The organism is Thermogemmatispora sp., from assembly GCF_019683635.1.
GTDB lineage: Bacteria > Chloroflexota > Ktedonobacteria > Ktedonobacterales > Ktedonobacteraceae > Thermogemmatispora.
The window spans coordinates 52544-68536 of record NZ_JADGIA010000001.1 but is presented as its reverse complement, the minus strand read 5'-3'; the positions used below and the strand labels follow the sequence as shown (position 1 = coordinate 68536).

Sequence of the window (15993 nt, the reverse complement as noted above, 5' to 3'; positions counted from 1 at the left end):
AGGAAGGAAGGAGGGAGGTACCGTGCCGGAGCGAGAGGATGGTGCCTGGTATATCATTAGCGTCGCCGCGGAGAAGGCCCAGGTGCATGAACAAACTCTACGCCACTATGAGCGCCTCGGGCTGATCTCTCCTGCCCGGAAAGGCAATAGCCCCCATAGCCCACGCCTTTATTCCGATAAGGATATCGAGCGCGTGATCCACATTCGCCGGCTCATGCGTGATCTGGGGGTGAATCTGGCTGGCGTAGAGGCGATTCTCCATATGAAAGATCGCATGGAGCAAATGCAGCAGGAGATGGAACAGGAGATCGCCCGGCTGCGCGAGCAACACGAGGCGGAGACGCGCCGCCTCAAAGAGATTATTCAGCGCCTACAGCAGGGGCTGTCTTCGCCTTCTTCGCCCTCGTCTTCTTCATGAGGCGAGGCAGGCGCCCCTGCTAGAGCCACTCTCTTTCCCCAGGCCCGTGGAGCTTCCAGGGGTGCAACAGGCCAAGACTGTCTGTCCGCCTGCCTCGCTGTGAGACTGCCATGCCTCCGTTTTTCGCGGCGCGTCTCCCACGGCCTTCTCGCGCTCCTCCCTCCTGTCAGGCAGTGGGAGCGGGCGGCGTAGGCTGTGCCGGCTTCTTCATGAAGAGGCTTGCCAGGCGCTCCGCGTAATCTCCGACCACTGGCAGCTTGAAGTAGGAACCACGATAAGCCATCAGCATCAGAAAGAGCCAGGAGAGTCCTCCAACCACCAGGATCACGCCGGTGGCACAGCTGATGGGCAGGGCGAGAATGAGGGTGCCCAGTACCGGGATAAGCCCGATAGCCCTCACCAGGGCAAAGAGGAGGGTTAGCCCTCCAAACCAGAGGATCGATTGTGCGGCATGAAAACGCGCAAAACGATTCTTGCGCTCCACCAGAAAGATGATGATGCCAGTGAAAAACCAGAACAGGTAGCTCAGAAGAGCCTCGCTTTTAGCATCCATCTTCAGCGTGGTGGGATCAAAGACACTGGCAGCACGCGTGACGCTGGAGGGGGGCTGATAGGCGTAATACTGCTGCTGCTGCTGTTGTTGTTGCTGCTGCTGGCCATAGGGATTGTAGCTATAGGGGGGGCTGCCCGAGCCAGGCTGATAACTGCCGTATCCCCGATATCCCCCATAGCCAGGGCCTGGCTGCTGGGGTTGTGCTGATTCTGGCCCCTGCGCCGGCTGCTGGTTTGGATTCCAACTCATAGTTAATCACTACTCCTGCTCTCTGGCCTGCTCTGCATTCAGGGAAGCGGCTACATTCCTGGAGAGGGAAGACGGCAGATCCGCGCCCCTCCCCAGGAGGGCACCGCACTCGATTGCAATAGAGAGAGGACGCCACGACCAGGCTAGGTGAGGTCTCTCTTTCCTCAGTCAAGCCCATCAACTCAGAGTCCTCTGCCTGTCTTCCATATTACGTGGGACTGCAGAGAAGGGTTGTACCCCTGGCTGGGCTGAGCTGGCGTGGCGCTCGACCGTCACGCCGCGGGCAGCTCCGCCGCCAGTCGGCAGATCGCGAAGAGGACTGGCTGGTCATTGCTGGCCGCGAGCCGTTTCTGCCTCCACGCTCATCTCTCAAAAGCCAGGGCCAGCCGGGCCGCTGTAACGCTCGGCATAGTCTCCAATGACGGGCAAGCGTATATGGCGTCCCAGAAAGGTCAGGACGATTAAGGCAGCCCAGCCAAGGATAGCCAGCAGCTGAATCAGCGCGCTCAGAAAACCAGCAAGAGCGCCAATCACGGGAATGAAGCCTATAAACCGTAAGGCTAAGACGACAACAGTGACCAGTCCAAAGAGGATCAGTGACTGCATGGCGTGGAAGCGCACAAAGCGATTGCGCTTCTCGGTCGCGAAGACGATCAGCCCGCTCAGCCAGAAGAGCAGGTAGCCCAGAGCCGCTGCTACATTGGCAGGCAAGCCAGAGGAAGTCGGTGCATTGGCTTCAGCGGCAATGGCCGCGTTCTCGGCGAACGAGTAACCCGGTCCGCCCCACTGGCCAGGACGGTACTGCTGCTGCTGCTGCTGACCATACTGACTGTATTGACCGTAGCCGCCACTATAGCGCTGACCATACTGGTAGCCCTGATACGGCTGCTGAGGGTCTTCATAGGGCGGCGGTGTCGGTTCTTGTGGATTTGGATTCCAGCTCATCCCTCTGCACTCACTCTTTGATAATGAAAATGCCTCTGTTTATTACTCTCCTTATGTTATTACGCACAGGGAACGGCCAGAGTTGTAGGGGACCTGGAGAGGGCAGGATCAGCGAGCGACATCAGGCAGGAGAGCAGCCGTACGAGAGGAACAAAGCCAGTCCGTCAGAGAGGCCGCTGTAATGCAGAGAAGGAAAGCGCCAGGGCGCTCTCCTTCTCCCTTGAAGGGTTCATCAGTGTGGCACTGAGCAGACCGGCTTAGAGGCCGCCACCAGCGGGCATCGTATTCGCATAGCGCTCAGCGTAGTCGCCGACGATGGGCAACTTAAAGTACTTCCCCTGGAAGGCCATAGCCAAGAGAAAGATCCAGGAAACAAGGCCGACCAGGCCCACCAGCCCACTTAAGCAGAAGGTCAACAGTCCCACGAAAGGGATCATCCCCAGGACGTCCAGGGCTATTATAAGGATGGTTAAAGCCGCGAACCAGATGATCGATTGCATGGCGTGGAAGCGCACAAAGCGATTCTGCTTTTCTGAGAGGTAGAAGATCAACCCAGTGATCCAACCCACCAGATAGCTGAGGCCGGCGGCTACGTTGGCCTCCATTCCCATTGAGGTGGGACCGAGGGTGCCTGCTGCTCCACTCATTCCATAGGGCTGCTGACCGTACTGGGCCTGCCCATAGCCAGCACCAGATGGTGAACCGCCATAGGAAGGATTATTGGGAGGGGGACCATAGGCCCCACCTGGCTGCGAGGAGTATCCTTCGTACTGACCACCAGCCGGCTGATTGGGGTCCTGACCAGGAGTAGGATTCCAGCTCATTGTTAATGCCCCTCTTTCTTCTCTCTTCAAGAGAGAACTGTAATGTTAGGAACTCTGCGCTATCACCATAGGAGCGAGTGTGCAATTACAGGATCACCAAGAGATCAGGCAGCCCTGTCCAATGCCGCTCTGGCCAGTCGCTTGCTCTGGACGCCTTCTTCACTTGTTTACTGGCCGATTACTCTCCCTTCTATCACTCTTCTCCTTCTGCTCTCCCTTCTCGGCACTTCCACCCCTCACCCTGATACGATTAGAGGTGGAGCTTGCTTGCTAAACAGGCGCAGTAGGGCAGCAGGCCGATCTGCGTTCCAGTACCACCAGGATGTGGACACGACAGGAACATCATGGGCAGCCATCCTTCTTTGCTCGGACGACTCAGCGTCGCACAGAGATCCCATATAAAGTAAACGTCCTACAGAGTGATTCCTAAAGGATCAAGATAGGGGCTGGCGGTCAGAAGCAGGGTGGGAGGAAGGGAGAGCAGTGCTCAAGCCTCCCCTTCAGGACCTTCATCCGAAGCACGGGCCCCAAGCTGGGCCTGTGGCACATCGGCGGCCTGATCCTCCTGAACGGGGAGAATCAGCGATGGCTGCTCCTGGCTCTCTTCTCCCTGATGGACCTGCTCTTCACTGCGTCGGTTCTCAATCGCAGCGTGACGCGAGCGCGAGCGCCCACGTGAAGCAGGCAGGCGCTCATCGACATGTAAAGGACGCGGCTGAGGCTCGATTAGCGTATGGCTGTCGTTATCGGCTTCAGTCTCGCCAGTGGAAGACTCGGCCAGAGCTGCGGCGATCACCTGGTCCATCGTCTCCACCAGTGTAAAGCGCATCTGCTGCCGGATACGGGCCGGGATCTCCATCAGGTCCTTTTTATTCTCCACAGGCACCACAATATGGCGCAGGCCGGCCTGGTGGGCGGCCAGGATCTTCTCTTTCAGGCCACCAACGCCAAGCACCCGGCCCCGGAGGGTGATCTCGCCGGTCATGGCCACATCGCCGCGTACCGGGCGGCGAGTCAAGGCCGAAATCAGAGCCGTGGCGATCGTGATCCCTGCAGATGGGCCATCCTTGGGAATGGCGTTCTCCGGCAGGTGGATATGCAAATCCGTGACGTCCTGGAAATTGGGATCGATGTTCAGCTCAGTGGCCCGCGAGCGGATGTACGACAGGGCCGCAATGGCCGATTCGCGCATCACATCGCCGAGCTGGCCCGTAATCAGCAGGTCGCCCTTGCCCGCCATCGTCACCACCTCCACTGGCAAGAGAATGCCCCCATTCTCGGTCACAGCCAGGCCCATCGCCGCGCCAACCTGCATGCGCATACTCAGTGGCGGCGTCGAATAGCGGGGCATACCCAGGTACTGCTCTAGCGAGGAAGTGGTCAGGCGCAGGTGGGTGGAGGGGCGAGCAATAATACGGCGCGCAGCCTTGCGACAGATGGCGGCCAGCTGTCGCTCCAGATTGCGCACACCAGCCTCACGCGTATAGTCCGTCACGATGCGCTCCATTACCGAGCGCGGGATCTTGAGCTGCTCCGGAGTCAGGCCATGCTCTGCCAGGACTTTCGGCAGCAGGTGGCGCAGGCCGATATTGACCTTCTCCTCTAGCATGTAGCCGGGAACGTCAATGATATCCATGCGATCAGCCAGCGGGCGCGGGATCTGGTATTTGACGTTGCCGGTACAGATAAAGAAGACTTCGGAGAGATCGTACGGGACCTCCAGATAATGGTCCACGAACTGTGCATTCTGCTCGGGATCAAGCACCTCTAGCAAGGCCGCCGCCGGGTCGCCGCGATACTCTGACGAGAGCTTGTCGATCTCATCGAGCAGAAAGACCGGATTGCGCACACCCGCGGACTTCATCGACTGGATGATCCGCCCGGGCAGAGCGCCCACGTAGGTGCGGCGATGACCCCGGATCTCAGCCTCATCATGCACCCCTCCCAGGGCAATGCGCACAAACTTGCGTCCCAGGGCGCGAGCTATCGACTGTCCCAAGGAGGTCTTGCCGACGCCGGGCGGGCCGATGAAGCAGAGAATCTGCCCCTGGCTGCCACGCTGGGGCTGGCCCTGCTCACTGGCGCGCTGCAGGCGCAGCTGGCGCACCGCCAGAAACTCAATGATGCGCTCCTTGATGCTCTCCAGGCCGTAGTGGTCCTCATCCAAAATGCGGCGCGTGCGCTCCAGATCGAAGCTATCCACCGTGCGCTCGTTCCAGGGCAAGGCGAGCATCCAGTCGATATACGAGCGGACCACGGCGATCTCCGCCGACTGCGGCGGCATATGCTCCAATCGATCGATCTCCTTACGCACCTTGGCCGCCGCCTCGGGAGGCAGATTCTTCTGGCGCAAGCGCTCGCGCAGCTCGTCGGCCTCCGAAGGCGTCTCCATGCCCAGCTCCTCTTGAATCGCGCGCAGCTGCTCGCGCAGATAGAACTCCTTCTGCGAGCGGTCCACCTGCGAGCGCACGCGATTGCGGATCACCGACTCCAGCTCCAGAATCTCGATCTCGTTGCCGATAAAGACGCAGACCTTCTCTAAGCGGGCCAGGGGATCAAAGGTCTCCAGCAGATCCTGCTGCTGGACAACATCGCTCACCACATGGGCGGCCAGCATATCGGCAAGACGAGCCGGGGACTTAATGGCCACAATCGAATTGATATCTTCGACCGAGAAGCGACGGTTGAGCTGGGCATAATGCTCGAAGAGGTTGGTGGCATGACGCACCAGAGCATCAGCCTGGGGACCCTGCACCTGTGGCTCAGGAGACACCTCCACACTCACCCGCATGAACGGCTCCAGATCCTGAAACTCCAACAGGCGCACACGGCGCAGGCCATTGAGCAGCACCTGCAGGCTCCCATCGGCCTGACGATGAACGGTGACAATTTCAACCAGAGCACCACAGCCATAGAGGTCCGCAGGCTGGGGATCTTCAATCTCCGACGAACGCTGCGCGACCGTGACCAGCATGCGGTCAGCACGTAACAGCGCCTCCTCGACAGCCCGCACCGACTTCTCGCGCGCAATCGCCAGGGACATACGCGTGCGCGGGAAGACAACCATGTTTTTGAGCGCTACCAGCGGATAGACCTCTATCGTCTCTGGCTCCACCGATGGGTGTTGCTGCTCATTCATGAGTTCCGCCTATCTACTATCTATTATTTCTCTTCTCTATATAGACTATAACAGGATAATTGTTGATTTTTGCGAGAGCTTTCTCACAGAAGAGAAGCAAGCGGCTCAGTACTCAGACAAATGGCAGCGAGCAGCAGGCGGGCAGGAATGGGCAGGCTGCGAGAGATCCACAGAGGGGTCTCTGCTGCTGATCGGCTGCATCCATCGCAGGCAGCCACTCCTGACTACTCCCGCCATCGGCACAGAAGTCGGAGCGAGCGGGAGCGGCAACCAGAAGAGGCTACCCGCCAGCACCTCATCCCCAGCTTCCAGGCCAGGAACGGGTCCTTCCTCTCCTGCCGCCACAACCTTCCACCGCTTCCCTACAGCCCCACTCTGGTCTTCTCCTCGTGCTTGACCGGGCCACCGCTTACCATCACGCAGACAATTCGTCAAAGCTAGAGAAAAACAGATGAGTCTGCGTTATGCAGACTCATCCTCGGAATAGGCCGCAGAGCGCTCGCTGCGTGTCACAAGCAGCGGTTTATGCCGCTGGGCAATAACATCGCCGTTAATGATCACCTTTTTGACATCGGCGCGCGAAGGGATCTCGTACATCACATCAAGGAGTACATCCTCGATGATGCTGCGCAGGCCACGCGCACCGGTTTTGCGCTTAAGCGCGCACTCCGCGGCAGCTTCGAGCGCATCGGGAGTAAAGACCAACTCGACGCGATCGAGCTGGAAGATCTTCTGATACTGCTTTACAATCGCATTCTTCGGCTCTGTCAGGATGCGGATCAGGGCCTCCTTATCCAGGTTATCGAGGGCCACCACCACGGGGAGGCGTCCGATAAACTCTGGGATCAGCCCGTACTTGAGCAGGTCTTCTGGAATGACCTGGGCGAGCACGGACTCCTGAGCGCGCTGCTCAGACTCGGCCACCGTTTTCTTGAAGCCAATGGTGCGGTTGCTGCCCAGGCGCTGCTCGACGATCTTGTCGAGGCCCTCGAAGGCGCCGCCGCAGATAAAGAGAATATTCGACGTATTGATCTGAATAAAGTCCTGATGGGGGTGCTTACGGCCACCCTGGGGGGGCACATTAGCGATGGTGCCCTCGATGATCTTCAGGAGGGCCTGCTGCACACCTTCGCCGGAGACATCGCGCGTGATCGAGGGATTGTCAGACTTGCGGGCAATCTTGTCGATCTCATCAATGTAGACGATACCGCGTTCGGCCCGCGCTACATCGAAATCGGCAGCCTGGATCAGGCGCAGCAGAATGTTCTCCACATCCTCGCCCACGTAGCCAGCCTCTGTGAGGGCCGTGGCATCGGCGATGCAGAAGGGCACATCGAGGATTTTGGCCAGCGTCTGCGCCAGCAGGGTTTTACCGCAGCCGGTGGGGCCGATGAGCAGAATATTGCTCTTTCCCAGCTCCACGTCATCGATCTGCATCCCCACGCTAATGCGCTTATAGTGGTTGTAGACGGCCACCGCCAGCGTCTTCTTGGCCCGCTCCTGCCCGATCACATACTGGCTCAATTGCTCATAGATCTTCTTCGGGGTAGGGATTTTCCCGGTCTGAAGACGCGGCTTGCTAAAGGTGGCCTGCTCCTCCTCGATGATCTCCCGGCACAGGTCAATGCATTCGTCGCAGATATAGACCCCTGACGGGCCGGCAATCAGCCGCTGAACCTGATCCTGGCTCTTGCCGCAAAAAGAGCAGCGATAGGTTGTACGAATATTCTTAGAGTTTGCCACGTCCGTTGTTACCTTTCCCTCAATTACGACGCTTGAGTCTTGGCTGGAGTCTTACTGCTGGCCTCCGGAGTCAGCCGGCGCCCCCGCGTCTTCTACTACTATTGTAGCAGGAGAGGAAGACGTCGCCTCATCGGTCTGCCCGGCCTCCGGCTCCGGCCCGGTAGCCTCTGCCTGAGCTGCAGTGGCCTCACTCTGCTGCGTCTCCTCTGGCTGCTGCGGTTGCTCTCCACTCTCCCCACCTTGCTGCTGCTCCGTCTCCTCCGCCGGACGTGTCGCCAGCTCCACCAGGCGCGAAAGCGCTTTTTCGCGCCGCAGCGTGATGATCAGCGCCCGCACCTGGGCCTCGCTGCGCTGCAGCGGCTGCCCCGCCTGGGCATACATGCGGAAAACGCCCTCCACTTCTTCCGGCGTAACCTCGATTCCCTCCCGCCTGGCAACCTCATCCAGGACCAGCTGCTGCTTGACGCGTCTCTCCGCATCCGGCTCCAGCTCCTTCATGTACTCCTCGCGGCTCTTGCGCATCAGCAGGAGATACTGATCGAGCGACATGCGCTGTCTCTCCAACATATGGGACAGCTCGTGCAACATGTCCTCAACCTCCTCCTTGACCAGAACCGGATGGAGGACAATGTTGGACTGAGCCACAACGGCCTCCAGCACCTTATCGCGCAGCTCCTGGCGCTTCTGCCGCTCTTTGCGATCCTGGATAGCATCGCTGATGACCTTGCGCAGGTCCTCCAGGGTTTCGTACTGGCCAACGCGCGCGGCGAAGGCGTCGTCCAACTCGGGCAGCACCTTCTCCTCGACCTGACGGAGAGTCAGCTCATAGTGGGCCTCCTTGCCGGCCAGCTCCTCATTGCCATAGTCGGAGGGGATGGTCAGAGTGAAGCTCTTGCTCTCGCCGACCTGCATTCCAACAATTTGCTCATCCATGCCGGCGAAGAGACCGGGCCGATTCTCGGTCAGCTCGAAGGGATTCTCCTTGTAGTCGGAAATGGTGCGCCCCTCGACCGTCAGCTTGAGATCGACCGTGACGCGGTCCCCAATCTGGGCAGGGCGTTCGACCTTCTGCCAGCTGGCATACTGGTTGCGCAGCGCCTCCAGTTCCCGCTCAACCTCCTCCGACGTCACCATCACCTCTTCATCCTCAAAGTGCAACGAGCGGTAGTCACCCAACTCCACGGGGGTCAGGATGGGAACCTTCAGGCGGAAATGGTAAGGCTGCCCCATCTCAAACATGGGCGCATCCAGCTCCGGCTGCGCGAGCGGGGTAAGTTGGTGCTCCGTGAGCGCCTGGCGGTAGGCCTCGCTGATCAGGTCGTCAAGACCTTCCTGATAAATGTACTCCTTGCCCAATTTGCGCTCAAGCAAGGAGCGGGGAGCTTTGCCCCGACGAAACCCTTGAATATCAACCTGCTGCACCAGCTTACGATAAGCCTTATCCGAAGCCTTCTCCACCTCTTCCCAGGTGAGATCTACATCGAGGATGGCTTCGCTGGTCGGTAATTTCTCAACTGTGACCTTCACTGTTCCTCCAACACAAGCATCATCATCGTACGTACGTGCCGCCTGGCATGTCGCCTGCCTGTCTGTCCCTCTGACTGGCTGAGCGGTGTGATCTGATGTGACGACACAGGGCACAACAGAACAAGGCGCGACAGACAAATCTGGTCTTACAGCGATCGGCGCGGGACTATCCCGCTATGCCACTCCTCAGTCTGCACCCATCGAGTCGCTGAGCAGGCTACTTGCTCGACGCGCTCGCTTCTCAAGCTTCGGCGAGCTGTCTTCTCTGGCCAACCTGCACCCTCTTCTTTCCGACAACCTCCGCCCCATCGGCCACCTGGAATGCAGTCTGCTTCGCTTCTTCACCCGCCAGGACGACAAAACGGGAACCGCAGCGGGAAGTGGCGCTCAGGGGAGCCTGATGGTAGCTTGTTATCTTGCGCGGGCCTGCTGAGTAGGCAAGCTCGCTGATCAGCCACCCGGCCTCTACTGAGAGAGTTCCCTCTCCCCCGCCTTCGGGCCTGAGATAAAGCTTGCGTACCCGCCAGCCCTCATGCCGTTTGCTTGCTTTGCCTTGTCCTGTCCGTGCCACCGCGAGCAGGCGCTCCGCTCCGCTGGCGAATGGAAGGAGCCACCCCCGCTGCAGGTGACTCCGGGACCTTTGCGATGGTGGGCGGTGAGAGACTCGAACTCTCACGGTTTGCACCAACGGATCCTAAGTCCGTCCTGTCTACCAGTTTCAGCAACCGCCCATGTTGGCCTTGCAGCGTTTCCACACTGCCAGCCGTCGTGCTTCAGGGGTGCAGCTCCTCGCTCCCACACCCCTGCTGTCTGGTAAGGGGATGAAACGCTCTCACCTGAGTGATGATACATCAGGGGGGCTATCAGTGTCAAGGTGAGCACTCTCTCCGGCCAAAGAGGGGGAGCGCTGGGTGAGTCAGGGCAGATGTGTGTATGAGGGCTGTGGCACGCCAGGGTCTTGCTCTCTCGCTGGACAATGCGTGCTATCATAAAGCTAAAGAGACGCCTGCCAGGCTAAGGTGCAGAGGTCAGCTGAAGAGAGCATGGAGCAGCCGCCGCATTCCCCATCTACCTCGTCCTCGATGGACCTGGAACGACCCGATCTCTATATCAATCGCGAGTTGAGCTGGATCGAGTTTAATCGTCGCGTCTTTGAGGAGGCCCAGGATAGTCGCCATCCTCTGCTGGAGCGGGTCAAGTTTTTGTCTATTTTCGATACGAACCTCGATGAGTTCATGATGATCCGTGTGGCAGGGCTGAAGGAGAAGGTGGCCGCCCGCGCGACGACTCCCAGTCCCGACGGGCTGAGCGCTGAGGAGCAGCTGCGCGAGGTGCGTCGGCGTCTGGCCCCTCTGGTGCAGGAGGTGCGTCGCTACTGGCGTCAGGAGCTGCTGCCACGTCTGGCAGAGCAGCATATCTATATTCTTGATTATGAGCAGCTCGACGAGGAGCAGCGCGCCGCCCTGGCCGAGTATTTCGAGTACGAGATCTTTCCGGTGCTGACTCCGCTGGCGGTCGATCCCGGCCATCCTTTCCCCCATATCTCGAACCGCAGTCTGAATCTGGCCGTGGTCATTAACGATGCCGTTCACGGCGAGCGGTTCGCGCGTGTAAAGGTCCCTCCGCGCCTCCCTCGCTTTATTCAGGTGCCGTTGCCGCTGCACGCCCGGACGGCTTCAGGTGTGCAACCGGTGGCCTTTGTCTGGATCGAGCAGGTCATTGCCGCTCACTTGAGCCGCCTCTTCCCCGGCATCGATGTCTGGGAGTCGTACCCGTTCCGTGTCTTGCGCGATGCCGATATCGAGTTGCAGGAGGACGAGGCTTCGGATTTGTTAGAGGATGTGGAGAAGAGCGTCCGCGAGCGCCGCTTCGGGTCAGTGGTCGATCTGGCGGTCAATCCGTCGATGCCGCCGCGCATCCGCAGCCTGTTGCTCGATAATCTGGAGATCGATGCCTCAGATCTCACGGTGATCGATGGCCCGCTCGGCATGGGCGATCTGATGGAGTTGCATGCACTCAATCGCCCCGATCTGAAAGATCCACCATTTACTCCGCGTGTGCCTCGCTTGCTCTCGAAGTATTGCGGCGACCTTTTTGCGGCAATCCGTGAGCAGGATCTGCTGCTGCATCGCCCCTACGATAGCTTCGAAGTAGTGGTGGACTTTATTCGCGCTGCGGCCACTGATCCCCAGGTATTGGCCATTAAGCAGACGCTCTATCGCGTGGGAACGAATTCGCCTGTGGTGCATGCTTTGCTGGAGGCGGTTGAGCATGGGAAGCAGGTGGCCACGCTGGTGGAGCTGAAGGCGCGCTTCGATGAGGAGAATAATATTGAGTGGGCGCGGGCGCTGGAGCGGGCCGGCGTTCATGTGGTCTATGGTTTGATCGGTTTGAAGACGCATGCGAAGGTGGCGCTGGTGGTGCGCCGCGAACCCGATGGTCTGCGCCGCTATGTTCATCTGAGCACGGGAAACTATAACGCCCTGACGGCCCGTACTTACGAGGATTTCTGCTTGCTGACTTGCGACCCGGTGATTGGGGCCGATATCTCGGATCTCTTCAATTCGTTGACGGGCTATTCGCGCCTGAATGCCTACCGTAAGTTGCTGGTGGCCCCTGTTAGCCTGCGCCGCGGCATTCTGGAGCGCATTGAGCGGGAGATTCGTCTGCGGCGCGAGTACGGCTATGGCTTGCTGATCTTTAAGTTGAATGCCCTGGTCGACCCGGAGATCATTTATAAGCTCTATGAGGCTTCTCAGGCCGGGGTGCAGGTAGAGCTGATCGTGCGCGGTATCTGCTGTCTGCGACCCGGCATCCCGGGGATAAGCGAGAATATTCGCGTGCGCAGCATTGTAGGCCGCTTTCTGGAGCACAGTCGGATCTTTTACTTCTACAATGGCGGTACCGAGGAGTTGTTTCTCGGCAGTGCCGATATGATGCAGCGCAATTTGAATAATCGGGTAGAGACGCTGTTTCCCATCGAAGATCCCCGCCTGCGCCAGGCCATTCGTGAGCGGGTGCTGGAGATACTGCTGGCCGATACGGTCAATGCCCGTGAGCTGCTGCCGGATGGGACCTACGCCCGGATTCGCCCACAGCCGGGGGAGCCGCCGCTGGATTGTCAGGCCTGGTTTCTGCGCCATCCTCTGCTGGAGGAGGACGATGGCGATGAGGCTGGCCCGACAATTAGTGCGCTGCCTTCGGGCGCGTAGCCCCAGTCTGCAGCGCCCGACTCTGCCATCTTCCTTCCCTGTTGCTCCCTGTCGTTTCGCTGGCTTGCTCTTCCTTGCTATAGGATTTACTCCGCCTGACGCCTGCCATAGGCCGAGATGATGACGCCCCAGCCGCAGAGGTCGGGGGCCTGCAGCTCACGCTCAGCCTGCTCAAGCAGGGCCGCCAGCTCTGGCGGGCTGATCAGTCCCTGTTGGATGATCAGCGGAGCCGCCAGACGTACTTCGGTCAGGCATTGCCGCAGGAAAAGAGCGGTGATCGTTCCAGCGGGATCGGCGTTTCCGGCCTCTCCGTCCTGTATTGTAGCTGACTGCCACCCCAGGTCAGCGATATGGACATCGTAGGCTACCTCCTCCAGGCCCGCCGCGAGGAGCATGCCATAGAGGCGGCTGGCGACGCCGAAGCTGAGTCCGCTCTCGTCCAGGGCATGGCCAAGCCGGTACCAGCAGCGGTTGAGAAGTCTGCGCAGCTTGAGGAAAGCGCTACTGCTACTGTCGCAGAGTTCGATCTCGACCAGGGTGAGCCAACCGCGGGGGCGCAGGACGCGCTGGCATTCAGCCAGGAGGGCCGGCCAGGCCCTGGCGGTCATGAAGCGGGCGCAGGCGCGCATGTGCAGGAAGTCAAAGGAGCTTTCGGCCAGAGGAAAGGGACGGGTGAAGTCTAGCTGACGAAATTCAAGCTGGCTTAGGCCAGCACGGTTGCGCCGGGCCTGAGCCCGCTGCAGCTGGCGCCGATCGAGATCAACCCCACAGATGAAGAGCCGCGGATAGCGCCGGGCCAGGGCAAAGACCCACTCACCGCTGCCACAGCCCAGGTCAAGGACGCGCTCTACGCCCTCGATATCAATACTCTCGGGAAAGAGACGCCCACCTTGCATTTGAAGCAGATAGCGATGACGAATGCTTTCTTCGTACACTTCCAAAGGAAGATCGGCAGGAACGGCGGGAGCGGATGGTCGCCGGCGTCTGCTCCCGCTCTGCTGCGTCTGCCGCTCTTGGAGGCCACTTGACTGGCCTTTGTCCATAAATGACTGGCTCATGACAGCTCTATCGCTTTCGCGCTGTCACCGAGATGAGGGCGCCAGAGGCACAGAAGGCTTCGGCGTCAAGATCGCGCTCCGCCTCGGTGAGGAGTGTGGCATAAGTGACTTCGTCACAGCCACCCTGCGCCAGGACGAGGGCCTTTTGCAGGGCCAGATCTTGAAGCAGGCGCCGAGAGCAGGCCCGGCCCGCAGGATTGTTCCAGCCGCCCAGATCTACAGGATAGAGCCGATAGCGCACCTGCCCAAATCCTTGCTGCCGCAGGAGATGGCACAGGTGAACGCCGCAGTCGACGAACAGGCCGCCCCCCCCTTCCCCAACGCTGGCAAAACTGTAGCCCAGCGCTTGCCAGGCGGCAGCAACCAGGGAGCGGAGAGACTGGTAGGCGGCGCTGGAAGAGGGGCCGACAAGAAAGGCGACCAGGTTGATCTGGCCACGGGGGCGCAACACGCGCCGACACTCGTGTAATAAGTCTGGCCAGGCCGCAGGACGCAGCAGCGGCTCCATCAGGAAGAGATGCACCAGATCAAAGAAGCCGGCGGTGAAGGGAATGGTTCCGCTGAGATCAATCTCAGCAATGCTCAGCCGTCGCAGAGTAGCCAGATCAAGCCGTTGCCAGCAAGCGGCCAGGGCCTGGGGACTGGCAAAGAGGGCCACAACACTGATGGACGGATGGGCACGCGCAAGCGCCGGTGCCCAGGCCAGATCACCGTAGCTCAAGTGCAGGACCCGCTTGAGACGCCTGACATCGATCTCCGGTGGCAAGAGACCATGTTGTGCGTGATACAGATGCTGCAGCTCCTCCGGCTCTGGAATACTGTATGAGAGTTGTTCCCCAGCATGGGTGCGATCCATCACGTACTGTCCTCTTCCCCAACCAGTGCACACTCAGTAGATTATCGCGCCGTCTGTGAGCAAGTCCGGCCCGCCCGCAGTGGCGCTACGCTCTCTTGCTTTGATCTCTCTGACGCCAGCCCGGTCGCTTCTCAGAGCGCTTTCTGGCCGGCTGGCGGCACGAACAAGGGTCTGGCGGCGTAGCGCACTCATCTCTGTTCAACCGGCAGCTGAACAATAATGTACTTTATAAATATGCATTGATAATGACGAGCAAGCCATTCTTCAGTAACAGGGGTTCAGCGTCAGAGGCGCGGGCGAATTTGCTGACCGGCAGAGGTTGACAGGCTGGCTCACGGGGGCTATATGCTTAGAAGATGCACTTTTATTGAAGCTTCCGCATCGCTACCACGGGCAAGGACAAGGAGCATAGCCATGCAGATCATTCGTTACCGCGCCGCGGACGGTCGCGAGCGCGTGGGGCTGCTCACTGACGAGGGCGCAGTGCGGGCCTTCCCCGATGCCGGGCAGCGTCTCTCTGACCTCTGGGTCCTACGCACCACCGAGCTGCGCGCCCTCCTGAGCGCGGTAGCTGCGCGCGCTGAGCCAGTAGAGGCCAGGCCGCCCTGGCTCGCACCGATCGACGGAGAGAGCGAAGTCTGGGCGGCGGGAGTCACTTACAAGCGCTCCGAGGAGGCGAGGCGCGAGGAGAGCGCCACGCCTGACATCTATGCGCGTGTCTACACAGCAGCGCGTCCCGAGTTATTCTTCAAGGCCAACCCGCGGCGGGTAGCTGGACCCGAGGCCGCCATCGCCGTGCGCGCCGATTCCGAGTGGGACGTACCCGAGCCGGAGCTCACACTCGTCATCAATGCCCACGGAGAGATTGTCGGCTACACCATCGGCAACGATGTCAGTTCCCGCAGCATCGAAGGCGAGAACCCCCTCTATCTTCCCCAGGCCAAGGTCTATGCCGGCAGCTGCGCCCTTGGCCCGGCCATCGTCCCGGCCTGGGAGATCCCCGACCCTTACGCCTTGAGCATCGAGCTGACCATTGAGCGCAACGGTCAGCTCTGCTGGCAGGGGCGCAGCTCGACCGCTGACCTGCGGCGCCGCCTGGAAGAGCTGGTCGCCTATCTTTTCCGCGAGGATGAGTTTCCCGCCGGCGTCTTTCTCTGCAGCGGCACCGCGCTGGTGCCAGAGCGACCATTTAGCTTGCAGGCCGGTGATGTGGTCAGCATTGCGATCACTGGCCTTGGAAGGCTGCGCAACCGGGTGGTGCGTGGCAAACTGGCCCTGAAAGCGGCGAGCGGAGGCCAGTGCTGCTGATCCTCCAGGAGCTCGTGGCAGTGAGGTGGGCGATGGAGGCACCGGCCCCGTCCCGGCCCTGGCCATCGCCGCCCAGCGGCCAGAGGGCAGTGTTATTGCCTAAACAGGTCTATGGTTCTGTGCTTGTCTTGAGCAGAGACAGAGGAAGGAGTGGACTCTCT

The 15993-nt window shown here is 60.0% G+C and carries 11 protein-coding genes and 1 tRNA gene; 3 read left to right on the top strand and 9 right to left on the bottom strand.

Annotated features, from left to right (window positions below):
• Positions 1 to 22 precede the first annotated feature (22 nt).
• Positions 23 to 418 carry a MerR family transcriptional regulator gene (locus IRZ31_RS00260; RefSeq protein ID WP_297148292.1) on the top strand — a complete coding sequence of 132 codons (396 nt, stop codon included), beginning with the start codon at positions 23 to 25 and terminating at the stop codon, positions 416 to 418.
• Between the two features lie 166 nt (positions 419 to 584).
• On the opposite strand, the gene IRZ31_RS00255 is transcribed toward IRZ31_RS00260, so the two are convergent.
• The 7 genes from IRZ31_RS00255 to IRZ31_RS00225 all read right to left on the bottom strand — a co-directional run bounded on the left by IRZ31_RS00255 (position 585) and on the right by IRZ31_RS00225 (position 10129).
• Positions 585 to 1220 (bottom strand): hypothetical protein, encoded by a 636-nt coding sequence (locus IRZ31_RS00255; RefSeq protein WP_297148290.1) that lies wholly within the window; start codon positions 1218 to 1220, stop codon positions 585 to 587.
• A gap of 369 nt (positions 1221 to 1589) precedes the next feature.
• Positions 1590 to 2165, bottom strand: coding sequence for a hypothetical protein (locus IRZ31_RS00250; protein ID WP_297148288.1), 576 nt, complete (start codon positions 2163 to 2165; stop codon positions 1590 to 1592).
• 257 nt (positions 2166 to 2422) lie between these two features.
• Positions 2423 to 2989, bottom strand: coding sequence for a DUF4870 domain-containing protein (locus IRZ31_RS00245; RefSeq protein ID WP_297148287.1), 567 nt, complete (start codon positions 2987 to 2989; stop codon positions 2423 to 2425).
• 487 nt (positions 2990 to 3476) lie between these two features.
• Entirely contained in the window at positions 3477 to 6128 is a 2652-nt protein-coding gene (gene lon / locus IRZ31_RS00240; RefSeq protein ID WP_297148283.1) for an endopeptidase La, read from the bottom strand.
• A gap of 462 nt (positions 6129 to 6590) precedes the next feature.
• Positions 6591 to 7871, bottom strand: coding sequence for an ATP-dependent Clp protease ATP-binding subunit ClpX (gene clpX, locus IRZ31_RS00235; protein ID WP_297148281.1), 1281 nt, complete (start codon positions 7869 to 7871; stop codon positions 6591 to 6593).
• Positions 7872 to 7922: 51 nt separating this feature from the next.
• On the bottom strand, positions 7923 to 9398 hold the full coding sequence (gene tig / locus IRZ31_RS00230; RefSeq protein ID WP_297148279.1) for a trigger factor: 1476 nt from the start codon (positions 9396 to 9398) through the stop codon (positions 7923 to 7925).
• Positions 9399 to 10044: 646 nt separating this feature from the next.
• Positions 10045 to 10129, bottom strand: a tRNA-Leu gene (locus IRZ31_RS00225).
• A gap of 312 nt (positions 10130 to 10441) precedes the next feature.
• Here IRZ31_RS00225 and ppk1 point away from each other — a divergent pair.
• Positions 10442 to 12610, top strand: a complete 2169-nt coding sequence (gene ppk1 / locus IRZ31_RS00220) for a polyphosphate kinase 1 (RefSeq protein ID WP_297148277.1) — start codon at positions 10442 to 10444, stop codon at positions 12608 to 12610.
• Between the two features lie 86 nt (positions 12611 to 12696).
• On the opposite strand, the gene IRZ31_RS00215 is transcribed toward ppk1, so the two are convergent.
• Positions 12697 to 13668 (bottom strand): class I SAM-dependent methyltransferase, encoded by a 972-nt coding sequence (locus IRZ31_RS00215; protein ID WP_297148275.1) that lies wholly within the window; start codon positions 13666 to 13668, stop codon positions 12697 to 12699.
• Positions 13669 to 13675: 7 nt separating this feature from the next.
• Complete coding sequence (locus tag IRZ31_RS00210) at positions 13676 to 14524, bottom strand: class I SAM-dependent methyltransferase (RefSeq protein ID WP_297148338.1); 849 nt, start codon at positions 14522 to 14524, stop codon at positions 13676 to 13678.
• A gap of 414 nt (positions 14525 to 14938) precedes the next feature.
• Between IRZ31_RS00210 and IRZ31_RS00205 the strand changes: the two genes are divergently transcribed.
• Positions 14939 to 15832 (top strand): fumarylacetoacetate hydrolase family protein, encoded by an 894-nt coding sequence (locus IRZ31_RS00205; RefSeq protein ID WP_297148274.1) that lies wholly within the window; start codon positions 14939 to 14941, stop codon positions 15830 to 15832.
• The last annotated feature ends 161 nt before the right edge of the window (positions 15833 to 15993 follow it).